Source organism: Peribacillus sp. 05N428, assembly GCF_056397085.1.
Window position 1 is genome coordinate 345692 of sequence record NZ_JBFTMS010000001.1, and the last position, 21608, is coordinate 367299.

At 35.6% G+C, this 21608-nt stretch carries 24 protein-coding genes and 1 pseudogene; 18 read left to right on the forward strand and 7 right to left on the reverse strand.

Annotation, left to right across the window (positions count from 1 at the left end):
• The first annotated feature begins 30 nt into the window (after positions 1 to 30).
• Positions 31 to 540 carry an Imm6 family immunity protein gene (locus tag AC1DIV_RS01575; RefSeq protein ID WP_340876312.1) on the forward strand — a complete coding sequence of 170 codons (510 nt, stop codon included), beginning with the start codon at positions 31 to 33 and terminating at the stop codon, positions 538 to 540.
• Positions 541 to 740: 200 nt separating this feature from the next.
• On the forward strand, positions 741 to 884 hold the full coding sequence (locus AC1DIV_RS01580) for an immunity protein YezG family protein (protein WP_340878515.1): 144 nt from the start codon (positions 741 to 743) through the stop codon (positions 882 to 884).
• Between the two features lie 87 nt (positions 885 to 971).
• Here the strand turns inward: AC1DIV_RS01580 and AC1DIV_RS01585 are convergent, their stop codons facing one another.
• The 3 genes from AC1DIV_RS01585 to AC1DIV_RS01595 all read right to left on the reverse strand — a co-directional run bounded on the left by AC1DIV_RS01585 (position 972) and on the right by AC1DIV_RS01595 (position 4974).
• A complete protein-coding gene (locus AC1DIV_RS01585) occupies positions 972 to 1886 on the reverse strand; it encodes an iron-hydroxamate ABC transporter substrate-binding protein (RefSeq protein ID WP_340876313.1) in 915 nt (304 codons plus the stop codon).
• A gap of 1032 nt (positions 1887 to 2918) precedes the next feature.
• A complete protein-coding gene (locus tag AC1DIV_RS01590) occupies positions 2919 to 4130 on the reverse strand; it encodes a SpoIIE family protein phosphatase (RefSeq protein ID WP_340876314.1) in 1212 nt (403 codons plus the stop codon).
• A 22-nt stretch (positions 4131 to 4152) separates the two neighbouring features.
• Complete coding sequence (locus AC1DIV_RS01595) at positions 4153 to 4974, reverse strand: alpha/beta fold hydrolase (protein ID WP_340876315.1); 822 nt, start codon at positions 4972 to 4974, stop codon at positions 4153 to 4155.
• Between the two features lie 527 nt (positions 4975 to 5501).
• Here AC1DIV_RS01595 and AC1DIV_RS01600 point away from each other — a divergent pair.
• From AC1DIV_RS01600 to AC1DIV_RS01610, 3 genes are all read left to right on the forward strand, one after another.
• Positions 5502 to 5711: a hypothetical protein gene (locus AC1DIV_RS01600; protein WP_053534922.1), complete on the forward strand. Its 210-nt coding sequence runs from the start codon at positions 5502 to 5504 to the stop codon at positions 5709 to 5711.
• 497 nt (positions 5712 to 6208) lie between these two features.
• Entirely contained in the window at positions 6209 to 6781 is a 573-nt protein-coding gene (locus AC1DIV_RS01605) for a M15 family metallopeptidase (protein WP_340876316.1), read from the forward strand.
• Complete coding sequence (locus AC1DIV_RS01610) at positions 6778 to 7047, forward strand: peptidoglycan-binding domain-containing protein (RefSeq protein ID WP_340876317.1); 270 nt, start codon at positions 6778 to 6780, stop codon at positions 7045 to 7047. The genes AC1DIV_RS01605 and AC1DIV_RS01610 overlap by 4 nt, the downstream gene beginning before the upstream one ends.
• Positions 7048 to 7142: 95 nt before the next feature.
• On the opposite strand, the gene AC1DIV_RS01615 is transcribed toward AC1DIV_RS01610, so the two are convergent.
• The gene (locus AC1DIV_RS01615; RefSeq protein WP_340876319.1) at positions 7143 to 7451 is read right to left on the reverse strand and encodes a hypothetical protein; all 309 of its coding nucleotides are present in this window, start codon (positions 7449 to 7451) and stop codon (positions 7143 to 7145) included.
• 256 nt (positions 7452 to 7707) lie between these two features.
• Here AC1DIV_RS01615 and AC1DIV_RS01620 point away from each other — a divergent pair, with 256 nt between their 5' ends.
• Positions 7708 to 9312 carry a phosphodiester glycosidase family protein gene (locus AC1DIV_RS01620; protein WP_340876320.1) on the forward strand — a complete coding sequence of 535 codons (1605 nt, stop codon included), beginning with the start codon at positions 7708 to 7710 and terminating at the stop codon, positions 9310 to 9312.
• A gap of 285 nt (positions 9313 to 9597) precedes the next feature.
• On the opposite strand, the gene AC1DIV_RS01625 is transcribed toward AC1DIV_RS01620, so the two are convergent.
• Both AC1DIV_RS01625 and AC1DIV_RS01630 read right to left on the reverse strand, forming a co-directional pair.
• Complete coding sequence (locus tag AC1DIV_RS01625; RefSeq protein ID WP_340876321.1) at positions 9598 to 10182, reverse strand: TetR/AcrR family transcriptional regulator; 585 nt, start codon at positions 10180 to 10182, stop codon at positions 9598 to 9600.
• 7 nt (positions 10183 to 10189) lie between these two features.
• Positions 10190 to 10942: an alpha/beta fold hydrolase gene (locus AC1DIV_RS01630; RefSeq protein ID WP_340876323.1), complete on the reverse strand. Its 753-nt coding sequence runs from the start codon at positions 10940 to 10942 to the stop codon at positions 10190 to 10192.
• A gap of 515 nt (positions 10943 to 11457) precedes the next feature.
• Between AC1DIV_RS01630 and vanR the strand changes: the two genes are divergently transcribed.
• The 6 genes and pseudogenes from vanR to AC1DIV_RS01660 all read left to right on the forward strand — a co-directional run bounded on the left by vanR (position 11458) and on the right by AC1DIV_RS01660 (position 16653).
• The gene (vanR, locus tag AC1DIV_RS01635) at positions 11458 to 12153 is read left to right on the forward strand and encodes a vancomycin resistance response regulator transcription factor, VanR-F/VanR-M family (RefSeq protein WP_340876324.1); all 696 of its coding nucleotides are present in this window, start codon (positions 11458 to 11460) and stop codon (positions 12151 to 12153) included.
• Positions 12146 to 13270 (forward strand): vancomycin resistance histidine kinase VanS, encoded by a 1125-nt coding sequence (gene vanS, locus AC1DIV_RS01640; RefSeq protein WP_340876325.1) that lies wholly within the window; start codon positions 12146 to 12148, stop codon positions 13268 to 13270. Before vanR ends, vanS begins: the two co-directional genes overlap by 8 nt.
• An 84-nt stretch (positions 13271 to 13354) precedes the next feature.
• Positions 13355 to 14218 carry a VanY-A/VanY-F/VanY-M family D-Ala-D-Ala carboxypeptidase gene (gene vanY, locus AC1DIV_RS01645; RefSeq protein ID WP_340876327.1) on the forward strand — a complete coding sequence of 288 codons (864 nt, stop codon included), beginning with the start codon at positions 13355 to 13357 and terminating at the stop codon, positions 14216 to 14218.
• 54 nt (positions 14219 to 14272) lie between these two features.
• A pseudogene (locus tag AC1DIV_RS01650) lies at positions 14273 to 14655 on the forward strand (VanZ family protein); the annotation flags it as partial.
• A 597-nt stretch (positions 14656 to 15252) separates the two neighbouring features.
• A complete protein-coding gene (locus AC1DIV_RS01655; protein ID WP_477575667.1) occupies positions 15253 to 16089 on the forward strand; it encodes a YitT family protein in 837 nt (278 codons plus the stop codon).
• A 96-nt stretch (positions 16090 to 16185) separates the two neighbouring features.
• The gene (locus AC1DIV_RS01660) at positions 16186 to 16653 is read left to right on the forward strand and encodes a CBO0543 family protein (RefSeq protein ID WP_340876329.1); all 468 of its coding nucleotides are present in this window, start codon (positions 16186 to 16188) and stop codon (positions 16651 to 16653) included.
• A gap of 233 nt (positions 16654 to 16886) precedes the next feature.
• On the opposite strand, the gene AC1DIV_RS01665 is transcribed toward AC1DIV_RS01660, so the two are convergent.
• The gene (locus tag AC1DIV_RS01665; protein WP_054395944.1) at positions 16887 to 17156 is read right to left on the reverse strand and encodes a hypothetical protein; all 270 of its coding nucleotides are present in this window, start codon (positions 17154 to 17156) and stop codon (positions 16887 to 16889) included.
• Positions 17157 to 18193: 1037 nt separating this feature from the next.
• Here AC1DIV_RS01665 and AC1DIV_RS01670 point away from each other — a divergent pair.
• From AC1DIV_RS01670 to AC1DIV_RS01695, 6 genes are all read left to right on the forward strand, one after another.
• Positions 18194 to 18520, forward strand: coding sequence for a hypothetical protein (locus tag AC1DIV_RS01670; protein ID WP_340876332.1), 327 nt, complete (start codon positions 18194 to 18196; stop codon positions 18518 to 18520).
• A gap of 67 nt (positions 18521 to 18587) precedes the next feature.
• On the forward strand, positions 18588 to 18692 hold the full coding sequence (locus AC1DIV_RS01675) for a peptidoglycan-binding domain-containing protein (protein ID WP_404826692.1): 105 nt from the start codon (positions 18588 to 18590) through the stop codon (positions 18690 to 18692).
• Entirely contained in the window at positions 18692 to 18880 is a 189-nt protein-coding gene (locus AC1DIV_RS01680) for a hypothetical protein (protein WP_048683874.1), read from the forward strand. Before AC1DIV_RS01675 ends, AC1DIV_RS01680 begins: the two co-directional genes overlap by 1 nt.
• A gap of 94 nt (positions 18881 to 18974) precedes the next feature.
• Positions 18975 to 19394: an acetate and sugar kinases/Hsc70/actin family protein gene (locus AC1DIV_RS01685; RefSeq protein ID WP_340876333.1), complete on the forward strand. Its 420-nt coding sequence runs from the start codon at positions 18975 to 18977 to the stop codon at positions 19392 to 19394.
• Between the two features lie 1483 nt (positions 19395 to 20877).
• Complete coding sequence (locus AC1DIV_RS01690; protein WP_054399311.1) at positions 20878 to 21075, forward strand: hypothetical protein; 198 nt, start codon at positions 20878 to 20880, stop codon at positions 21073 to 21075.
• Positions 21076 to 21334: 259 nt separating this feature from the next.
• Positions 21335 to 21608, forward strand: a 274-nt coding sequence (locus AC1DIV_RS01695; protein ID WP_477575661.1) for an IS110 family transposase, incomplete at its 3' end; no start/stop codon positions are given.

Here is a 21608-nt window from a genome sequence, read left to right on the forward strand (position 1 = left end):
GGAAAATCGAATAAATACAAGGAGGAACTTATGGAAAATAAATTATTTGATAATATACAAAGTGAAGTAAAAGTGGGCTTTGTTTTAACTGTTGCTGAAAGAGTATTTTCTGTTATCAGTAAAGATGATGAAAGATATCCAGAAGGGAGAGAAGCATTGGATCAATGTTGGTTATGGGTAGAATCCCATGCTGTAACTGGGGATGAACTGTATGAGCTTATTGATAATGCAGACTATACAGGAATCTCAGAATTTGCTGAGGAAGAAGAAGAAATGAATATTGCTAAACTATGGTCACTACTAGTTGATGCTGTTGCTTATACATCATGGGAAGCTTTTAATTTAGAAGAAGTAAAATATTTACCCCAATCTCTGGAAGGTATTAATACAGATAGTATCACAATCTTTTTAAATAGTGCAGTTGAAACCAGTTTTCTCACAGTAGATGAAATTGAGAGAATGTCATCAGTTCTTCATGATTATCTGTGTACAGATAATAAAGTCCAAATAAATAGAGAAGAATTTATAAAATTATTTTAAACATGAAATAAACCTATGGGTTTGTCTATGTTACGTATCAAGGCTTACAATAGAACTTTTGATCTATTAATAATTTTGTTTAAGAAGGTGATAACTGGTAAAGCCAGTTATCACCTTCTTTATTCCTAAATATTAAGTGTATAGATTATAACCTTTGCACGGGTAAGGGTATACAGACCAAATAATTAATGGAAGAATAAATAAAAGGCACATATTTAGATGAATTAAAAGAATTATCAGATGAATTTAAAGATAATAATCAAGAACAATGGACCAATTTATTTACTTTAGAAAGTACAGGGGAATTTAAGGTTGACTATGATTATGACTTGATTGCCTTTTAGGCAAAAGTGCTTTTTGTTTTTTCGAAGATATTCAAGTATAAAATATTAAAGAAGGAATTCTGATTTAAAGAATTCCTTCATTGCATACTATTTGTTAAGAAATGATTTTTCGAAAAATTCCAGAAGATGTTCTAGAGTGATTGGATCACTGTAGGTGGATGCTTTACTATTTATTTCAAATATACGATTGTTCTTAACTGCAGGTATATTTTTCCACGTTTCGGTCTCCACAAATGAATTAACCACATCCGGGTTTTTACTAAAGATAATATAATCTCCAGTATATTCAGGGAGCACTTCAGATGAGAGGACATAAATGCCGGATTTAAGTGCCTTTTCTTTTACTTTTTCAGGCATTTTCAAGTCCATTGCTTGATACAATATTTCTGTTCCGCGTGCATAATTATTTCCAAATACATAAAACTCTTTAGCATCATTTTCAATGACAGAAACGGTTGCATCTTCACCAATTTTTGCACGTATCGCTTTTCCTGCTGTTTCTGCACGCGTTTCGAAATCATTAACCCATTCTTTTGCTTCCTTTTCTTTGTTTAAAAGTTTTCCGATTTCTATCTGCTGTGATAAATAATCTAATTTTCCCCAAGTGAATACAACAGTCGGAGCAATTTCATTAAGCTTTCCGATATTTTTCATCTCGGATCCGGCTATGATTAGGTCCGGTTCCAGTTCAATGATTTTCTCCAGGTCATCTTCTGAAACGACTTCCACTCCCTTTAGTCTATCTTGAAAAAGGGGATTCATATTAGTCCATTGATCTATTCCAACAATATTACCTTCCAAAGCCAATACATTAGGTCCATTGGAGAGAGCAATTATTCTTTTTGGGTTTTTAGGAATCTCAACAGGACCAGTTTCTGATTGATATGTAATTGTTTCTGGTTTTGTCTTGGAATCATTATTTTCGTTCGCTTTCTCGTTGTTCCCACAGGCACTAAGAATAAGTACGAACAAGAGTAGGAAGGGTATGAATAGCTTTTTCATTTTGATTTTCTCCTTACTAATTATAGTGTAGGTTAAAAATATACCAAAAAATGTCTAATTAATAATGATATTCATTTTCAATGACTACATCAACATATTAATAGGAATGATAATCATTGTCAATAACTTTCGCCAGATTGCTAAACTCCGTTAACTAAACCGTCACCCTTGCTAGTATTGTGTTTTTCTTCGTAAACCAAGTCTAGTAGCTAAAGGTGGATAACTCATTCAACCGGATGCCGCATCTTAAGAAGAGGGATAAAATTGCTCGGTTCGCGTCATCATTTTCCGAATGCGTCGTTAAATACTTGATATTGAGGTTTTTTCGATTAACTATTATTAAAATAATGACAAGTAGTTGTTTACATAACTATATTATGGTTTAATCGTTGAGAAATCATATATGTTTGAACGAAAATAATGATGCAAGATCGTTTATTCCTGGCCATAAAACTTGGGGAGATTTCAGTTTGCTTCCACATACTTCGGAAATTGTCCAGAATCATGGAAGATAAATTGATTTGCATTCAGTCTAAAATTTTAGCAACTTGTCCACACCTTCCATCAGTCCATGCATATACAATAGTAAGGAGGGTGTTAGGATGGAGATAAATTGTTGTTATGAAGAAAAATGTTTTGAGAACAATGACCCAAGTACAGTCTGGTTTCCTGGAAAGCGTTGTAAATGTAAGTGCAAATGCAAAAAAAACAAGCGCCGTTTTTAATAATCACTAAATGAATGACTGGACATAAGTTGTTCAACAGAGGCAGGCCTAGTGGCTGCCTTTTTTATTTGGACATGCGTGATATATATTAGTGGAATTGTGCTGAAATATATAAAGATGAAAAAAACACTCAACCATTATGGCTGAGTGTTTTTAAGCATGGGATATAGAAAATTAAAGTTCATTGAACTAAAGTTAATCCCTAAATAGAAGGGTGTTTCGATCATAGTATCCATTATACGAACTCCCAAGAAATTGAACAGTAACTTGGATTAGTTTATGTAGCAGATAGCACAATCCCGATGCTTTATTTTAGTTTAACTAAAATAAGACATTGGTCATCTTTACGTTGGAGAGTGTCCTCTTCATATCTAAGCGATTGTATAACTTCCTCCTTAAGTGTAGATAAAGGGGCAGCAGAATAGGTCTTTAACAATGAGTATAAACGGTCTGAACCTATAGGTTCTTCAACTCCATCTGTATAAAGGCACAGCATACTTTCCTTATTGTATGTAAAGGTATTTGTTTTAAAAATTATATCTTCAAACATCCCAAGTGGTGGCCGATTAGAACGCAACTCATATTGTTTTCCGTTTATATCCTGTAAAAGAACGGATGGATGGCCTGCATTGATATAATTAATTTCTCTCTTATCAGTATCGATTAAAAGGTAGACGGCAGTACAGTAATGAGAAGATTTACTTGTGTTTTTGAATAAAGAATGGAGATGGTCATCTAATTCTTTCATCACCGTTTTCACTTCTGAACCTTTTAAAATTAATCTTTCAAATATGGAATGTAGTGACATGGTTATTAGGGCAGAAGAAAGCCCGTGCCCCATCACATCAAATAGGATAAGGCCATACCGTTTGGCGTCAATTTGGTAAAAACCATATATATCACCCGATAATTGATTGGACCCTTTATAATACGCTTGAATTTCAAGATGTTCATTAATAATAGGAACTGGTAATAGTGTCTCTTGGATTTTTTTGGCAATACCCAGTTCTCTTTCTGTATCGACTTTATATCTTTCATTTTTTTCGTTCAATTCAATCAGCTTATTCTTTTGCATTTTCATCGTTTCATGAGCAATCTCTAAATCAGCATAAGCCTTATTCCTAGCATTTAGTGCGGTCTCTGCCTCTTTTTTCGCTATAAGAAGCTCATTTTCTAATTCGTTTCTTTTTCGCATTGGAATCACCACACACTCAATAATGGTTCTTCCATCTCGCTCTCTTTGAACAGCGTTGAGTAACATAGGTATTTCTTCATCATTTACAGACTTTAAGGATATATATATTTCCTCAATCTGATTTTCTAACTTAATCAGAGGAACCAGATAAAGCTGATGAAAGAGTATAGCTGAAGCCGAAAGGATAAAATTAATAGGCTGCCCTTGCAATTGATCGAGATTATACCCCAATAATTTAAGTAAGGTTTGATTAACGGATAAAATATCATCTTCTTCTGATAAAGTTAAATATCCGCAGGGTGCCTCATTTAGTTGTTCATTCACAAAAATTCACACCCATCTCTATCTATAAATCGTTTGTCGGAAATTCATCCAAAAACTGTCTAATTAAGAATATCGTCTCTTCAGGATGACTCATATGTGGACAGTGTCCTGTTGCTTTCATCATTTTCAATGTACTATCAGGAAGATGCTTATGAATATATTCACCTACTGCTGACGGAGCAATAACATCATTGGAACATTGCAAAATGAGTGATGGTACTTTTACTTTTGCTAAGTCTTTACGGTTGTCTGCAAAAAAGGTAACCTCCGCAAATTGTCGTGCAATAATGGGGTCAGTAGAACAAAAACGATTCTCTAAATCCCGTTTAAGCTCTGGGCGATCTGGATTACTCATGACCGTTCCCGAAAAAGCGGTTGCCCAGCCTATGTAATTTTTGTCCATCATATCAATCAATCCTAAAAGTTGTTCTTTCTCGAATCCTCCATAATAATCATTAGGGAGATTCAGGTAGCAAGGGGAAGGACCAACCAGGACAAGTTTAGAAAAATATTCAGGATGTTTAATGGATGCCAGGATGCCTATCACACATCCAACAGAGTGTCCAACAAATATAGCATCTTTTAGGTCTAATGCGGAACAAACATCAAGTACGTCTTGTGCATACCCATCAAGAGTACTGTATCTTTCCACATTATATGCCTGTATATCTGAATTACCTGACCCAACATAGTCAAATAGAATAATATGGTATTCATCTTCGAAATCTTTTGCAACTGATTGCCATACATTTTGATCACAACCAAAACCTGGTGCAAATATCATTGGTCGTGTACCTCTTCCTCTAATCTTTACATTATTACGCAATAAAATATTGGAATTCATGATTGGCTCCTTCATTGGAAGATATACTTACTATATGTTAACACTAACCTTATTCGAATTAAAGAATTACACTTTAGCTGAAAATTGTCTGAGCTTGAACAGGATTGAGGAGAGTGGTATACACTTGGTGGAGTTTCAAGACTTTTGGAAACTCTTGGTCTTACGTATACACGAACCTCTTATACCCGGAAAAGGTCGACAAGGTTCCTTGATATGGAAAGCCTTATTATAAAAAGGGATCATGTATAAAAGAAATACGAGGGATTTTTTGATTAGATCGCTAAGAAAAATATGGTCATGATATTATATTTTAATAGATAAAGGGTTTTTGTATGGGTAACTTAAACATCTCCCTTTTTCTGACCCAAATCCTTGAATATTGTTTTACCCTGACTAATTGGAACAATTAAAAGCTAGCTTCAGTTTTTTTAAGCAAATTAATTATTTGAATAATAAATCGATATCGGACGCCTTCTTTGTTTTTCCTGTATAATAATACTATATTTTACATTTGGGAGGGATTATTCATGGACCAAGCCAGCAGTTTAATAGGGCTTTTTGCTATCATACCGATTTTGTTTTATTTGGGACTTATTGTTTTAAGTGTTTATTTCATAATTAAGATCATTAAATTCATCAATGCAAAGACAAGATTAGATCAAGAAAGAAATGAAAAGCTGGATGAATTGATAAAAGTCATTGGTAAAGATAAAGAAGATCAAAATAAGCCACTTTAATATAAAGGCTCTTTTCGTAAAGATTGTTGTTTTTAAAACGAAACATATTTAAGGTTGATTGGAGCGGAAGTGCGAGACTCCTGCGGGAGCAGCGGGACAGGTGAGACCCCACAGGTGTTTACGCCGAGGAGGCTCACCGCCCGTCCCGCGGAAAGCGAGCATCTGGAGGGGAAATCAACCACACCGCACTACTTGGTAAATAGGAACTAAGTATGCGAAAACAGCCAATATAAAAAAGCACAATTCCATTAAGGGTTGTGCTTTTTTTGATGAAAGCATACTAGATCCACATAAAAAGGGCGATTTTTTTGTAACGTCAAGGAGGTGTACAAGCATTTCCTAATTAGCACCTAACATATTAGGAGGTGATTGAATTGACGGTTAAATTAGAAACTTTATTGGATCGTTCAGAAAAGAATATGGGCAGCGGAATTCATCCAGTCGTAAAAGAATCAGCCTTGTAAATGGTTAAACGGGCATACCAAGAAGGCATTTTCGTGCAAATCAGCGCAGGTTTTCGGTCTATGGAAGAGCAAGCAAAGCTATATGGTCAAGGTCGCCTAGGTTATATATACGATGGTAAAAACTATAGTGATTTATCGAAACCGAGAGTGACCAACGCGATGCCAGGTCAATCTTATCATAACTATGGACTAGCCATTGATTATTTCATCGTCAGCGATGATGGAAAGAATGCCATATGGACAGTTGATGCAAAATGGAGACGTGTAGCGGCTATTGGTAAATCCTTGGGCTTTGCATGGGGCGGGGATTGGTCAAACTTTAAAGATTATCCGCACTTGGATATGACGGGCGGACTGACGTATTCTCAGTTAAATGCGGGAACAAAGCCTAGACTGATATCAAAAGTGAATGGAACCACTCCACCAGCTACACAAGTCGAATCTGAAGTCATTGTAAAAGATACACCAGCAAAGGACAGCGGCAATCAAACTATCAAGTCCATTCAGAGGACATTAAATAGCAGATATAGTACAAAAATAGATGTTGATGGATATTATGGTCCCAATACTAAAAAAGCCCTGATCAAGGGTTTTCAAACCAATTGAATAAACAATATGGTGCAAAGATTAAGGTTGATGGAATATGGGGACCCCAAACAAAAGCGGCTTCACCTAATGTTAGGGAAGGGGCGGAAGGGAATATCACTTATATCCTTCAAGCTGCACTTTATTTGGAAGGACATAATCCACATGGCATGGATGGTATCTTTGGAAGCGGAACGGAAATAGCTGTGAAGGCATTTCAAAGGGACAATGGATTATCTGCAGACGGCATCGCCGGTGAAAATACCTTTGCAAAACTATTTGGATGATATTTGAAATGGAATAGAACTATTATGCTTAAAATTAGCTTAGCAAAAAAGCCCTATGAGGGCTTTTTTTGTAAAATGAAAAAATAGCAGTCATTTTAAAAGTGAATATCCCAATCGTTTAAGAATCGAAGGATAAGAAACGTAAGAATACATATGGGGACAAGAAATGTAACCGCATTTACGAAATGAAAGTACTTTAATGCGGAATGCTTTTTGACTTTAATCACTAAATAGAAGAATGATGAAGTTGCGATCAATGGGCATAACAAGCCAAGATCAGTTAAAATGCTTGAAATTGGGTGGTTCATAACACTAAGTCCAATAAGGAATGAAGCAAGGCAGATAACATTGATAACCGACAAAATGGTTGGTATTAACAACAAGTTCTTTTTTACTGTCTCCATAAATTTCGCCTCCTAGGAGATAATCCCACACATATCTTATAATATTCACGATGAGCCAGCAAAACTTTTGATTAACTGTATACAAAGACAAAATACTCAAAATTTATTCAATCCAAATTTGAATTGTAATATTTATCGAGTATTTATACTCATTTTTGTTCACTTAAAATTGACTGAAATATAATAGTTTTTTTAATTTTCCATCACATTTAGACAATAAAGTTAAAGGAGGACATAACTTTATTGGAGGAAAAAAATGAAAAAATTATGGAAAAAGCCAATTTTGCCTATCGCCTCTATTGGTCTGGCATCTGTGATGTTTGTAAATGCCATTCCCGAAACTCCAGTTCAAGCAAAATTGAATGTTCAATCACAAGTGCAAACGAAAAATCATTTGCTTCCGCTTGGAACCCCAAATTTGCAGGAGAAAAGAACTTCCATGAATCTAGCACCAGGAGTAAAGTATACCAAAATCAATCGTGGTGAAACATCTTCTAAAGACTTTTATACATTGGATGTGGCATTTGTAGAAACCCAAAAGCAGGCAAAGAAATTGTTGGAAAATTTAAAGAAAGACGGTTTCAAAAATGCTCATATCATTAAAGAATCGGATCGGGCCGTGGATGACCGGAAAAAGGGAGCGCTTGGGTACATTGTTCGCATCGGTCAATATCAGCTGGAAGCGGATGCAGCCGAAATGAGAAACAAGTTATCTGAAAAGGGATATACGGGACTTCGGACTGTGTATACGGGTGAAGACGGAGAGAAAACAACAGGACCATGGGTAGTGAACGTCCTTGAAGTGGATCAGGATCGATTTCATGGGCATGTGGTGCCTGAATTAGCTAATGGTGCAGTGGCAGGAAAAGAAACATTGACCCAAATATCTGATAGAAAGGATGCCATTGCAGGAGTTAATGCTGGATACTTTGTTATGGGAGAAAAGGATGGAACACCAGGCGATCTTGCCGGTATACTCGCAAGCAAAGGTCAACTTGTCAGTGAAGCTATAAATGGCCGTTCAGCTCTGATTTTATCTACTGTTGAAGAGAAGGCAAACATTGCATCTGTGTCCACGTCGATACAGGCTACTTCATCTGATGGTGCGGTTAGGGAAGTGGATGGGTTAAATCGGAAGCCAGGATTAATCCGCAATTGTGGCGGTGTTGGAGGAGATACGACAACAGAACGGGCAAAACATGATTTTACTTGTAAGGATGAAAGTGAACTTATTCAATATACGTCCGTATTTGGAGAAAAAACAGAATCGGGCGACGGTATGGAAGTGGTAGTGAATCATGCCGGGGTAGTGGCGGAAATCCGAAACAAGCGTGGGGGAGACATTCCAAGCAGTGGTTCTGTTCTTGCGGGAACGGGTGAGGCGGCAAAGTGGCTTCGTGACCATGCCCGACAAGGAATGAAGATTCAAGTGAAAAGTAAAATCATCGGGGATGGAAAGCAATTAAAATTAGACCAAACTATAAGTATGATCAATGGAGGTCCTCGATTATTGGAAAACGGAGAAATTTCCATTAATGCCGTAGAGGAAGGCTTTCACTGGGAAGAAGATCCAGGGTTTTATTATCGTTTTGGGGAACGTCGTAATCCAAGAACGCTTGCAGGAATCAAAGAGAATGGCAATCTATTATTTGTCACCATTGATGGACGCGCACCTGGATGGAGCGTGGGAGCTAATTTTGAAGAAAGTGCGAAAGTCATGAAGTCATTAGGGGCAGTCGATGCCATCAATCTTGACGGCGGCGGATCGACGACCATGACAGTTGGGGATGACCGAGTCACAAGACCATCTGATGCAGCAGGTGAACGCCCGATTGCCGACGGTATTCTGTTAGTAGAATAGATGGGCAGAGATTAACGTCTTCATTTATCGTTTTAGTTCAAGCCGGCCTTCACGAAAAAAATCTCTTCAGTTAGGTTTCTGAAGAGATTTTTTTATAACGGGATCATCTTAACAAGATCACAAAGAATCCAGCTATTAATTGTTAGAACTTTAGGCATAAAATAGGGCCTATAGATAATCATGGAGATTTTTTTGTTGACGATCTCATTTTTCTCCATATTAGCACCCGATTGTCTAAGTTCCTCTATTAATCTTTATTCAAGATATGACTTATAAAACGGTAGACTAGTTACAAAACTCCCTTATAATCTGGTTCTTTATTTCTTCTACCGGAAACCCTGGTTGATAGGTGGATATCATCAACATAATTCCTTGTAGCACAGATGAAAAATATAACGATCGTTTCCTTGGATCCTTTTCACCCATACTTTCAAATATTTTACATTGAAACTCAAATTGTCTAGCATTTTCTTCAAGTATGAGATGACTGTATTTTATCAACTCTTCATCAGACTCTGGCTGAGTTTGAAGGTGTAGATAGAACCGGTGGACTTCTGGTTTTTGGAGGATATTATCAATGGCACCATTGATAATATGTTCAAGCTGTTCACGAGGTGTATTTAGGGTGAACGCTTCTTCCATGACTTCCACCACTTCCCTGATTCTGGCGTCGACCATTTCAGAAAGCAGCTCTTCTTTTCCTTTGTAATAGTTATAGAGTAACCCTTTCGAAATGCCCGCCTGCTTGGCTATATCGCTTATGGAAGTAGTGTAATATCCTTGTTTCATAAATAACTCCATGGCTGCAGCGCGAATTTTTTCTTTGGATGCTTGGCGAATACGGTCATTCTCTTCTGGTGTACGTGGCATTTTGTCTTCAATCCTCCATAAAAGCAGTGAATTCTTGATATAAAACTTCAGAATGGGTGAGGGGCAGCATATGATCGGCATCCTCTATTTCGATGAAACGGATGTTTGGAACCTTTCGGAAACAATCGGCAACTCGGAAATTATCTGCCAAGTCCTTTTTGCCGATAAAGAATAAAGTTTCGGTGTTCAATTCTTCTAATCGTTCCATTGCTGGCGGCTGTGGCCATATCATGCAGAATTCAGCGGGCCACTTACGCATGCGCCCGAAATGATGCCTGAGCATTTGGACAGTGAGATCTTTGTGCGGACTATCTATAACAACTTGATATGTTGGTGAATGAAGGGCAAGCTCTAACATCTTATCTATATTGGGGGCACTTTCCAATATCTTGTTATGATATTGTTCAAACTCCTTTGAATAGGGAAAACCAGTTAAAGAAGGAGCAATTAATACAAGTTTCGATACCCTTTCTGGGTAATTAAGGGCGAAATCAGTGGCAATCTGCCCGCCCATGGAATGACCTATAATCGTTGCCTGATTAAGTTCCAGGTAATCCATTAGTGCCAATACATCCTCTACATAGTTTGCATGTTTTATGGGGGATGGGGATTTTCCGGCACCACGGCCATCAAAAACGATCACTTGGTAATTTTCAGTTAAAAGAGATGCTAAAAATGTCCATTGCCTTAAATCAACACCACCACCATGAATAAGAACAACAGGAAGCCCCTTGCCATTAACCTCGAAATGTAAATCCAATGCAACCCCTCCTTTTTTATCACTGAATTTTCAGATTTATTTTATTATTGAATGAACGTTTAGTCAATAGAAATTGCAATTAAATTTTGAACAACTGTCTAAAAGTATTAACTTTTGTATAATGCTGATTTTACTATTAATGTTAATCTAATGTTTATGTAAAGTGTCTAAAATTCACTTTAATCTTGGATATTAAAGCTGTAACATTTTCACCTTAATGGGTGATGTTACGTTTTTTAACAAATTTGTTAACGAGATCACCCCGTTTTGGGACCTTTCATGAAAATGATACTCCCTCTTTTATTTATGTATTCGTAGCTTTTTTCTAAACAGGTAGGCGGATACTAAACTTGAGGTATTGCGTTACGAACTACAAAGACTTATATTCAATAATCGGGCAGCTTGTGGAATAAACAAGTGATAATTGAATTCGGCAAAAACAGCTGATTTTTTTATGATACAACTTCGTAACACTTATTGACGATTAATGATAACTTTTTCTAGGGGTGGAATACATGGAAAATATAAAAATTTTAATAGCAGATGATGATGTTGAGATTGCTGATTTGGTTGCTATACATTTAGAGAAAGAAGGGTATCGTGTCATTAAGGTATCGGATGGGCAAGAAACCATTGATGTTATCCAGACTCAACCAATTGATTTACTGATTTTGGATATTATGATGCCGAAAATGGATGGATATGAAGTTACACGTCGCATTCGCGAAAAACATAATATGCCCATTATTTTTTTGAGCGCTAAAACGTCTGATTTTGATAAAGTGCAGGGACTCGTGATTGGAGCAGACGATTATATGACGAAACCATTTATACCCATTGAATTGGTAGCTCGGGTAAATGCACAGCTGAGGCGCTTTATGAAATTGAATCAACCTAAATACAAACAGAGTTCAAACTTGGAATTTGGAGGATTAACGATTTCTCCTGAACAACGTACAGTTACTCTATATGGTAAGAATATTGAGTTAACACCGAAAGAGTTCAAAATTTTATATTTATTAGCCAGTAATCCAAATAAAGTCTATAATGCAGAAGATATTTTTCAGAAGGTATGGGGGGATGCATACTATGAAGGTGGGAATACCGTTATGGTTCATATTCGTACTTTGCGGAAAAAACTTGAAGAGGATAAACGAAAAAACAAATTGATAAAAACTGTATGGGGGGTAGGTTATAAATTCAATGGGTAATATTCTACGAGGCTTTCGTTCAAAAATGATCATATTGTTAGGTTTAAGCATGTTGTTGTCTAGTGTCATAACATATTTCCTCTTTAAAGTACTCCAATTGTATTATTATACAAATGTTAATCATGGAGATACACTAGCTTATTTTCGCAAAATCACACAAAATATTGGAGACCTTAACGTCTTTTTGCTTTTATTTATTACGCTTTCGATATTATTTTTCTTTTTACTTACAAAACCCTATTCTGCCTATTTCAATGAGATTTCAAAAGGAATTCATTATCTCGCTCAGGGTGACTTTAAGCATCGAGTTCAAATATTGTCAAATGATGAATTTAGTGATATTGCACAAGGCATTAATCTGGCAAGTGAAAAGTTGGAACAAGCCATAGAAAGGGGCGACTTTTCGGAGAGTAGTAAAGAGCAATTAGTGGTTAATTTGGCTCATGATTTGCGCACACCTCTTACCTCTGTTTTAGGTTATTTAGATTTAATCCTTAAGGATGATAATTTGACTGAAAATCAGATCAGGCATTATTTAACGATTGCCTTTACCAAATCTCAACGCTTGGAAAGGTTAATTGATGAATTATTCGAAATAACTAGGATGAATTATGGGATGTTACCAGTTGAAAAGAAACAAATCGATTTAAGTGAGCTTCTTGTTCAATTGAAAGAAGAATTGTATCCTGTCTTTGAGAAAAACGATTTGATAGCAAGAATGAATATTACTTCCCCTTTATCTATTATGGGTGATGGAGAGTTATTGGCACGTGTGTTTGAAAATCTTCTGATTAATGCAAATCGCTATGGGTATGAGGGGCAGTTTGTAGATATCAACGGTTTTATTGATTCAGAGGAAGTGGTTATTCAAGTTATCAATTATGGGGACGCCATTCCTCCAGATGAACTGCCTCATATTTTTGATATGCTTTATACTGGTGACAAAGCACGAACTCATCAAGAAAATAGTACAGGTCTCGGTTTATTCATTGCGAAGAATATTGTAGAGCAACACAATGGGACAATATCTGCCGCAAGTGATTTAATACGCACTATATTTGAAGTCCGATTACCAATGGCGGAGAAGAATAATAATAAGATCCATGTGAAAATTTAAGAAAAATTTAATGTTTACCCCACTTTTTATTTTAAAAGTTTTTCCTATCCTATAAACAAGTTACATCAAGGAGGAGACTAAAAAATGAAAAAGTGGGGATTTTTATTGGTTTTTGCATTATTTCTAGTTTTTCTTTTTAAGATATTACCGATATTCCAAGATAAAGTAGAGGATCAACTTTATGAACAAAATGACAATACAGCTATTGAAAATTCTCAAAAGATTGAGATTACAGAAGAGCAGATCCATCAAGGGAATCTGCTTTTGGTTAACAGTGAATATGCTGTTGAACAAGCTGGCATAAAATCGGATATCATAAATTTATTTACACACAAAGAATTAAATACCGGATACGAGTTATTTAATAATGAAATAAAATTATCAGAAGAAATGGCTGAAAAATTTTCGGAGATGATAGCTGCGGCTGAAGAGGATGGGGTTAGTAATTTCTTAATTAACAGTGGTTATCGAGACTTTGATGAGCAAAACAAACTGTACAAGGAGATGGGGGCTGACTATGCTTTGCCAGCCGGGCATAGCGAACACAATTTAGGATTAGCACTCGATGTAGGGTCTACTCAAATGAAGATGAAAGAAGCACCTGAAGGAGAGTGGATAGAAGAAAATTCTTGGAAAAACGGCTTTATCTTACGCTATCCCGCGAATAAAACGGATATTACAGGAATTCAATATGAACCATGGCATATTCGCTATGTCGGCTTGCCTCACAGTGCGATCATGCAGGGAATGAATTTAGCTTTAGAAGAATATTTGGATTATTTAAAAGAAGAAAAGAGCATTTCTATTAGTGTTGAAGGGAAAAAATATACAATTTCATATTATCCCATATCTCAAAACGGGACAATTGAAGTTGAAGTACCAGCGAATGAACAGTATGAAATATCTGGTAATAATATTGATGGAGTGATTGTGACCACATTGAATTAGGTTCAAAAATGATAAAGTCATAGGTTTCAATGTAAAGTAGGAGACGTATTCTATCTGCTTACACTTACAGTTTTTTATACTTATTTTTGTACTATTATTTTTTGTATTGTGTTTCAAATTGTATTTTTTATTAAAGGCGCAAAAGGATTTATCTATTAATCATTTTCTATGGGTGTATGTTTTTCTTTTTCTACCTTTCACTTGAAATCAATTCACTACCATTTTCTTCTGAAGGTATTACTACATATATTTTGAACCTTATTCTATTTATACCGTTAGGTTCTTTATTGCCAACTAATTGGCCGCAGTTAGAACAATTAAAAATACTGCAGTGCTGGGTTCTTTTTTTCATTGGCTATTGAGCTAAGTAATTGCAAAATCATAGGATTACGGATATTAATGATTTACTTATGAACACCCTAGGCGCGATTATTGGACGTTAGCAGGTGGGGATTTTGGTTCACTCTCATCCCGTTTTAATATAAATGGCGGAATCATACTAAACCCTGTCAATGCAGGGATATACATATCTGCTACTAAGTACACATTCAGAAGAATTGCCATTATCAATGTTATTTTAGAGACAGGTTCAGCTCTGTATTGTATCCAAACTGCAAAATCAGGTACAGGAGCTATTTCAGGATGTTACGCTTCAGCATATGTGAGTCCTAACAATGCTTCGTCAGTATTAGGGGTTCATCTGATTGGTTAGTGGATTTATCAGGTAACTTCGCTGCAGCACCCAACGATTGTGCAGATGGCTCTACTTTTAGAGGGAATGGAATATTCAGAATTAGAAAAGCTGGTGCTTGGGTAACGATGTGAAAACCAATAACAACAATCAAACGCTAACAAGAATAGCGGTTTTTATTTTGGCTAAATTGGGAAGATGGAACAAAGTTAGAACTTCTATATTCAAAGTTATTTTTCATGATTTGATATTAGGATATAATAATAATAAATGAATAATAAAAGGTGTGATTTTTCTGACGGAAGTTTTACCACTTAAAAAGCAGCATAAAAAGTTACCTCCTTTGGTAATTGCCCAACGGATCATTCTTATTACAATTGGTGCTTTGCTTATGGCCACTGGATTGGAAATCTTTTTAATTCCCAACCATGTAATTGATGGTGGTATTACAGGCATTTCAATTATGCTTTCTCACATTACCGGTATAAAACTGGGAATCTTTCTTTTTCTATTAAACCTACCATTTGTATATTTGGGATATAAACAGTTTGGAAAAACATTTGCTATATCTACTATATATGGAATTATAATGCTTTCCATTTTTGCGACATATTTTCATCCTATCCCACCCTTCACTGAAGATATCCTTCTTGCTACAATTTTTGGCGGGATTTTTTTAGGTATAGGTGTAGGAATAGTAATTCGTAACGGTGGTGCTCTTGATGGTACAGAAATTCTTTCAATTGTAATAAGTAAAAAAGTGCCTTTTTCTGTTGGCGAAATTGTTATGTTCATCAATCTATTCATACTTGGTTCTGCCGGATTCGTTTACACATGGGATAGAGCTATGTATTCAATTTTAGCTTATGTAATAGCTGCTAAAGCCATTGACATTGTTATTACTGGAATGGAAGAAACAAAGTCAGTGTGGATAATTAGCGATGAAGCAAGAGAGATAGGTGATGCAATCAATAGCCGATTAGGACGGGGTGTAACATATTTACATGGTGAGGGTGCTTTTACTGGAGAAGACAAGAAGGTTATTTTCTGTGTAATTACCAGACTTGAAGAATCCAAGTTAACTACAATTGTTGAAGAAATCGACCCTTCATCTTTCTTAGCAATGGCAAATATCGCGGAAGTACGTGGAGGAAGATTCAAAAAGAGAGATATTCATTAATTTTAACCACACAGGAAGCGCTCGTAACTTGAGTGCTTTTTTGCATACCTTTTTAACAGGATGGGAATAATGTAGTAAAAAACATTGGAGAAGAATATGCACTTTGTATTTATTGCTCTTTTTTTATTAGCAGGAATTAAATGGGGCGATTGGAGGAGATGGCAGGATTATTATCCGACCATCTTATTCTTTATTATCGGTGATCTTCTATATAGTTGTTTACTCTATAATCATCAACTGTGGGCTTATCAAGAAATATTTTTTGGTGTACACATCCTGAGAAATGACCTAATTATTTCGCTGATTATTATGTTTATGGCGTATCCTTCAACAATTATGATATACCTTGGTCGTTTCCCTCAATCGAAACGGAAACAGTCATTTTGGATTGCCTTTTGGGTTTTTCTGTATTCGACAATCGAATTAATTAACCTTAAGTATTTAGACTTGATAAACCATTACAATGGTTGGAATATTTGGTGGTCTGTGTTGTTTAATATCGCTATGTTTTCAATACTTCGAATACATTATAAAAAACCCTTATTAGCTTGGGGGTATCTATAGTATGGATATTAATTTTATGGAATGTGTTAAATATACCGATTGAGAAAATTAAATAAAAAGTGTTTTGGAATCATTAAGTCTGAAATTTTATTATTAACAAAATTTAAGTCGTCCCAAAAGGGTGGCTTTTTATTATGTAATGAAAGAGATGGAAAACATAAGAAAAAGTAGACATCCACTTTAACCAAGTGATGTCTTATTCTTTTTTAGAATGTAATACACAGAAAAGGCACTTAACCTAATTGGTCGAGTGCTTTTTGTGTCTTTTTTAATACTTCTTTATTTTTATTAATGAAAACTTTATTTCTTAATATCATTTCTTTATTATTAAGCTCATTATTTAGTTCGGTAGTATTGTTCAGTTTCTCTAGAAGTGAGATTATTGATGGCATTGCTAATAATTCATGGAAAGCTATGTTTGTTTTAATAGATAAGATTTTTAGCTCAGTAAGTTGACGAGGAGATAAAAAAGACTCAAATGGTTGCCTTTCATTTATTTCCATGATTGTATCCTCCATATGATGTGAATTATTAAATTGTGATTTAATTATAAAATAGATAAGTTCAATAAATGTATTAATCATGTAAAGATTTGATGAATAATGCCCTACTGGCGAAGTTAACAATCTCAAACAGGAATTTATTGGGATTTATTCGGATGATTAAAGAGAAATTAAAACGCAAAAGAATTATTAGAGAAGGAAAATACTTAAACAAGACGATTTTATTCAAATAGACGAAGTAGGCTTTAAAACTTGTATTTGGGCTGTTGTTGGGATGACTGTTGCTACTTTAATAGTTCAAGACTTGTATAAATCAGGAGCTTATTCCGCTTGCCACAAATGGGGTAAAAAGAAGCCTAAAGTTAAAAAGGCTTGTAAAGCACTAGGATACTGGTAAAATATCCGAAACTAAGGGGGAAACACATTGTTTGACATACCTGACTTTTCGAGAATAAAAATGCTGAAATTATCGTTACATTCTTTGCTTTTATGCATTTTATTAAGCTTAGTTTGTTTAATTATCAACGATGTTTTTTCAATTATCGTTGATAAAAGAATTAATTTAAATTTATTTTTTATTCCAATATTCATGGTCTTTTGGCTTTTGATAGCAATTAAGAAACCAACATACCAAAAATGATTTCTGTATAGGAGTCTGGGCACAATGCTCAGGCTTTTTTATTTGTCTAACTAAGGGAGTGTTAACCGTGAATCATTCCATGCATGATATGATCCGTATGACAGAAGGCTAGAGACTAATTGAGTATTGGACATTAAGGGAGAATGATTTAATGGTAAAAATGTTGAGGTAAACAAGTCTGTGTACATTCCGAGTATTGAAGCAGAAACAATCTTCGATATGAGTGAACACGGATTGGGGAATAAAACCAAGTATGAATATGTCGGTATGATTTCTTTGTAACTTGAGTACTCAAGTTACGGTCACATAAAAAATGGTTAATCGAAAATGAAATAGCGAAGAACGGAAAAGTTATATTTCAAACTGATGCAGTAATCAATATCAAATTAAAAATAAAATGAAAAACGGTAAACAATTCACTGGCTTCGCATGGGGTGGAGATTGGAAAGGTTTCTGCTATCCACCGCATTTTGAAATGACAGGTGGATTAACAGTAAAGGATTTACAAAATGGTCGACCTGTATTTAAGGACGTACCAGTAAAATCTGGAGTTACTAAGCAAGCCGTCGGAGAAATTGATTCGCATTGGGGACTACATACTACTGATGCTATGAGAAGATTTCAGAGTGTATATCTTCCGAGAGAAGTCGATGGCGTGTACGGTTCAAACAGCCGAGCTGCATTGTTAAAACAATTAAAAAATAAAAATTATATGGCAATATAGCAAGGAACAATTAAATTATTATACTGCCCCCCCAAAGTGATTCGCGGTCGGCGTTAAGCCTGACGGTATCTACGGTAAAGCAACGGCGGCAGCGGTCAAAGTGTATCAGAAACGTAAGAAGCTTTCGGCTGACGGAATAGTTGGCGCGAAGACTTGGGCGGTGATGTTCTGATGATGACGATTATCAAGCGGATTAAATTCCAGTATCTCTTTTCCTTCGGACTGCTGATCGTTTTGTCGGCGGCCTTATTTGTGTTTTACGGCGATGAGCAGACGCGGAACCTTATTATCGGAGCGCTTGTGATGAACTTCGGACAGATCACGGGTTCATTCTTTCCGAAGAAACACGAAGATATATAACGATTAACTGCGGAAGCCTATGGAAAAATGAACCCTTTCATAGGCGGATGCGTACATATAATTATATGACAAAATTAAGAGGGAAGGTGCTTTTATGGGATTTTGGAGACAGGTTATTAAACCTCGGATTCAAGTTAGCGTATTGGCAGGCGGTCACGTATTAACTGGTGGTGTCGAAGGTAATGAAAGCGTTAACAGAATGACTATAATGAGGTGGGGGCAGCCAGGTGAGGTCAAGGTTACAACTGCATTTGGACAAAAACACTTCAAACTTTCCAGGATTGAGTGGGAACATGGTGAAAGTCGAAACGTCGGGAAATCTACAAACAGCTCGATTCTAAGTACTGCTCTTGTAGGTTCAGTCGGTGCAATCACTGATATAGCAGTCCGAGCAATGAAAAAAGAAACTTCAAACGCTTACCTTTATTTATTCGACGAAGAAGGCGAGGAGTACAAAACCCTTATTCAGTGCACAAAGGAGCAATTTACTGAAATATCGCGCATAATTAGCTAACCTCGGCCACTAGGTCGGGGTTTTTCCAATAATCTACTTAGTTCGCTCTCCCTGCGCCATGTTAAACTTATAGACGAGGTGAATTACGTTGTTCATATCGCCAATGCTATTACACAAATCCGATGATCCGTTCGACTCCTCTTAACGGAGCTTAAGGTATCTCCATAAATGTTCATGTACATTATTTAAAATTATATCCATATGCTTATATAACATTTGTTTTCGTCTAATTGATTGTGTGTACATAATTATTTCACTGTACATAAATTGCAGATATTAACGGATATCTTTGTACAGAAATTTCTTAATGACAACGGCACCAAACTTCGAAGTCTGTATTTCGGTAATCTATGGTGTGAGGTTTTATCCATTGAATTTGGGGTTAGTAATGAGGATATCCTGAATAATGTAAAAAACAATATCTCTAATTATATCGACCTAGAAAAAAGTATTAGTCAAAATGATATTGATTTGTGGGATTTTAATATTGAAAGTGAAGAAGCAAGAAATATAATATTATAAAGGCAGCTTTAAAAATTGAATACTATGAACAATTGATAAAACTAATAGAGAAATGTTTTTTTGAACGTAGGTACAGCAATTATTCTTATTTAAGAGAAATTAATGAACTAATAATTTCAACGACTGATGACCAGATTAGAGATAGCCTAATAAAAAGTTTAAAGGATAATCAATTCTTTTTTCCTATTCCTTCAGGGAAGATTTCTACAGAACATTGGGACTGGTGCCATCTAATTATTAGGCTTATAGCACACATTAATCGATATTGGGAAAATGAAAATTATTATGATGATTTTACATCACATATTTATAGTTTAGAAATAGTTAAAGAAGATAAATTACTTCAACATAGATTAAAAATTCTTTTTGGAAAAGTGTATCAGAGTTAATTATATTTTCTTGTTAAACTAACAGGTGCTTTACTTCAATAAGGAAGGTTGCTGAGGCAGCTTTTTCTTATGCAACTATCGGGGCAGCTTAATGAAGAAGGTATAATCAATTAATCAAGGATATGAGGAACACGGGGTGAAAAGTAATGTATCAATTCCAACACGAGGTACAAAGAAAAGAAAAGATATATAAGGTATATGTCATTTTATTTATTATATCCATATTGATAAATGTAGTTTTATTCTTTGTAGATGGTAGTATCTTTCGTGGAATAGTCAGTCTCTTAGTTTTTTCTATTGTCCTTCACTATGGTTTACGAAAGAAAGTCTGGGCGGGATTAATCGTAAAATGTATGGTATGGATACATATAGTTTTATTGTTTATTATGTTTCTAACTATGATAATTAAAGTTATACAGTAAGTTCCTTTTTCAACTAACGGTTAGTTGAGATTCAGAGCTGCCATGTGGTGGCTTTTTTGCTTAATGAACTAAAGGGGCAGGTTAGTTCAACAAGGAATAATGCATTTGAAATAGAATTTATATAGTACGTCAATTAAGGAAGAAGGCTGAATGATATTGATTAATACAGTTTTTTCATATGTTCTTCTCGGTGTGATAATTTTCTACGCCTTGGAATGGGCAGCTGTTGGTTCAGGTTTTAAGGTACTAATTGGTGGGTGTTTTGGTTTACTTTTATATATAGCTATTCATTTTAGTAAGAACAAAAAAATAATGAGTGATATGGAAGAGCTCGATGACAGGCAATAATATCCTAACAGGTGCGTTCGTATTATAAGGTTAGCCAGTTTTTACTGGTTGACCTTTTTTTAATAGAATCTATTATATCAGTAGCCAGGGTAGGACGTACGGGTGCGTGGGACTTGATCCCGTGAACTAAACTGTCCGCCCCCTACTTGTAGAAACATGTTTGAGGCTGGTTGGGACACAGATCTCGTATAACAAGCGAAGCTATGACACTACATGGAGGGCTAGGGGTACTGGTTAGTAAGTAGAGGAGGAAAAAACAATGAATCCAGTTGTTGGTCTGGATGTGGCAAAAGGAGAGAGCCAAGTTCAGGCATTTTTAGATCAATCTAAACCGTATGGGAAGAGCTTTTCAATGAAGCATATCAAAGAGGAGTTAGATCATTTTTTAGAATTTCTAAAAGAAATTGAAGAGGTGACAGGGCAAATGCCTATGGTCATTTTAGAATCTACAGGGCATTACCATTCTCCTGTTATTCAATACCTGGAGGATCAAGGGATTCTATATATCTTACTAAATCCGATTATTTCTTATC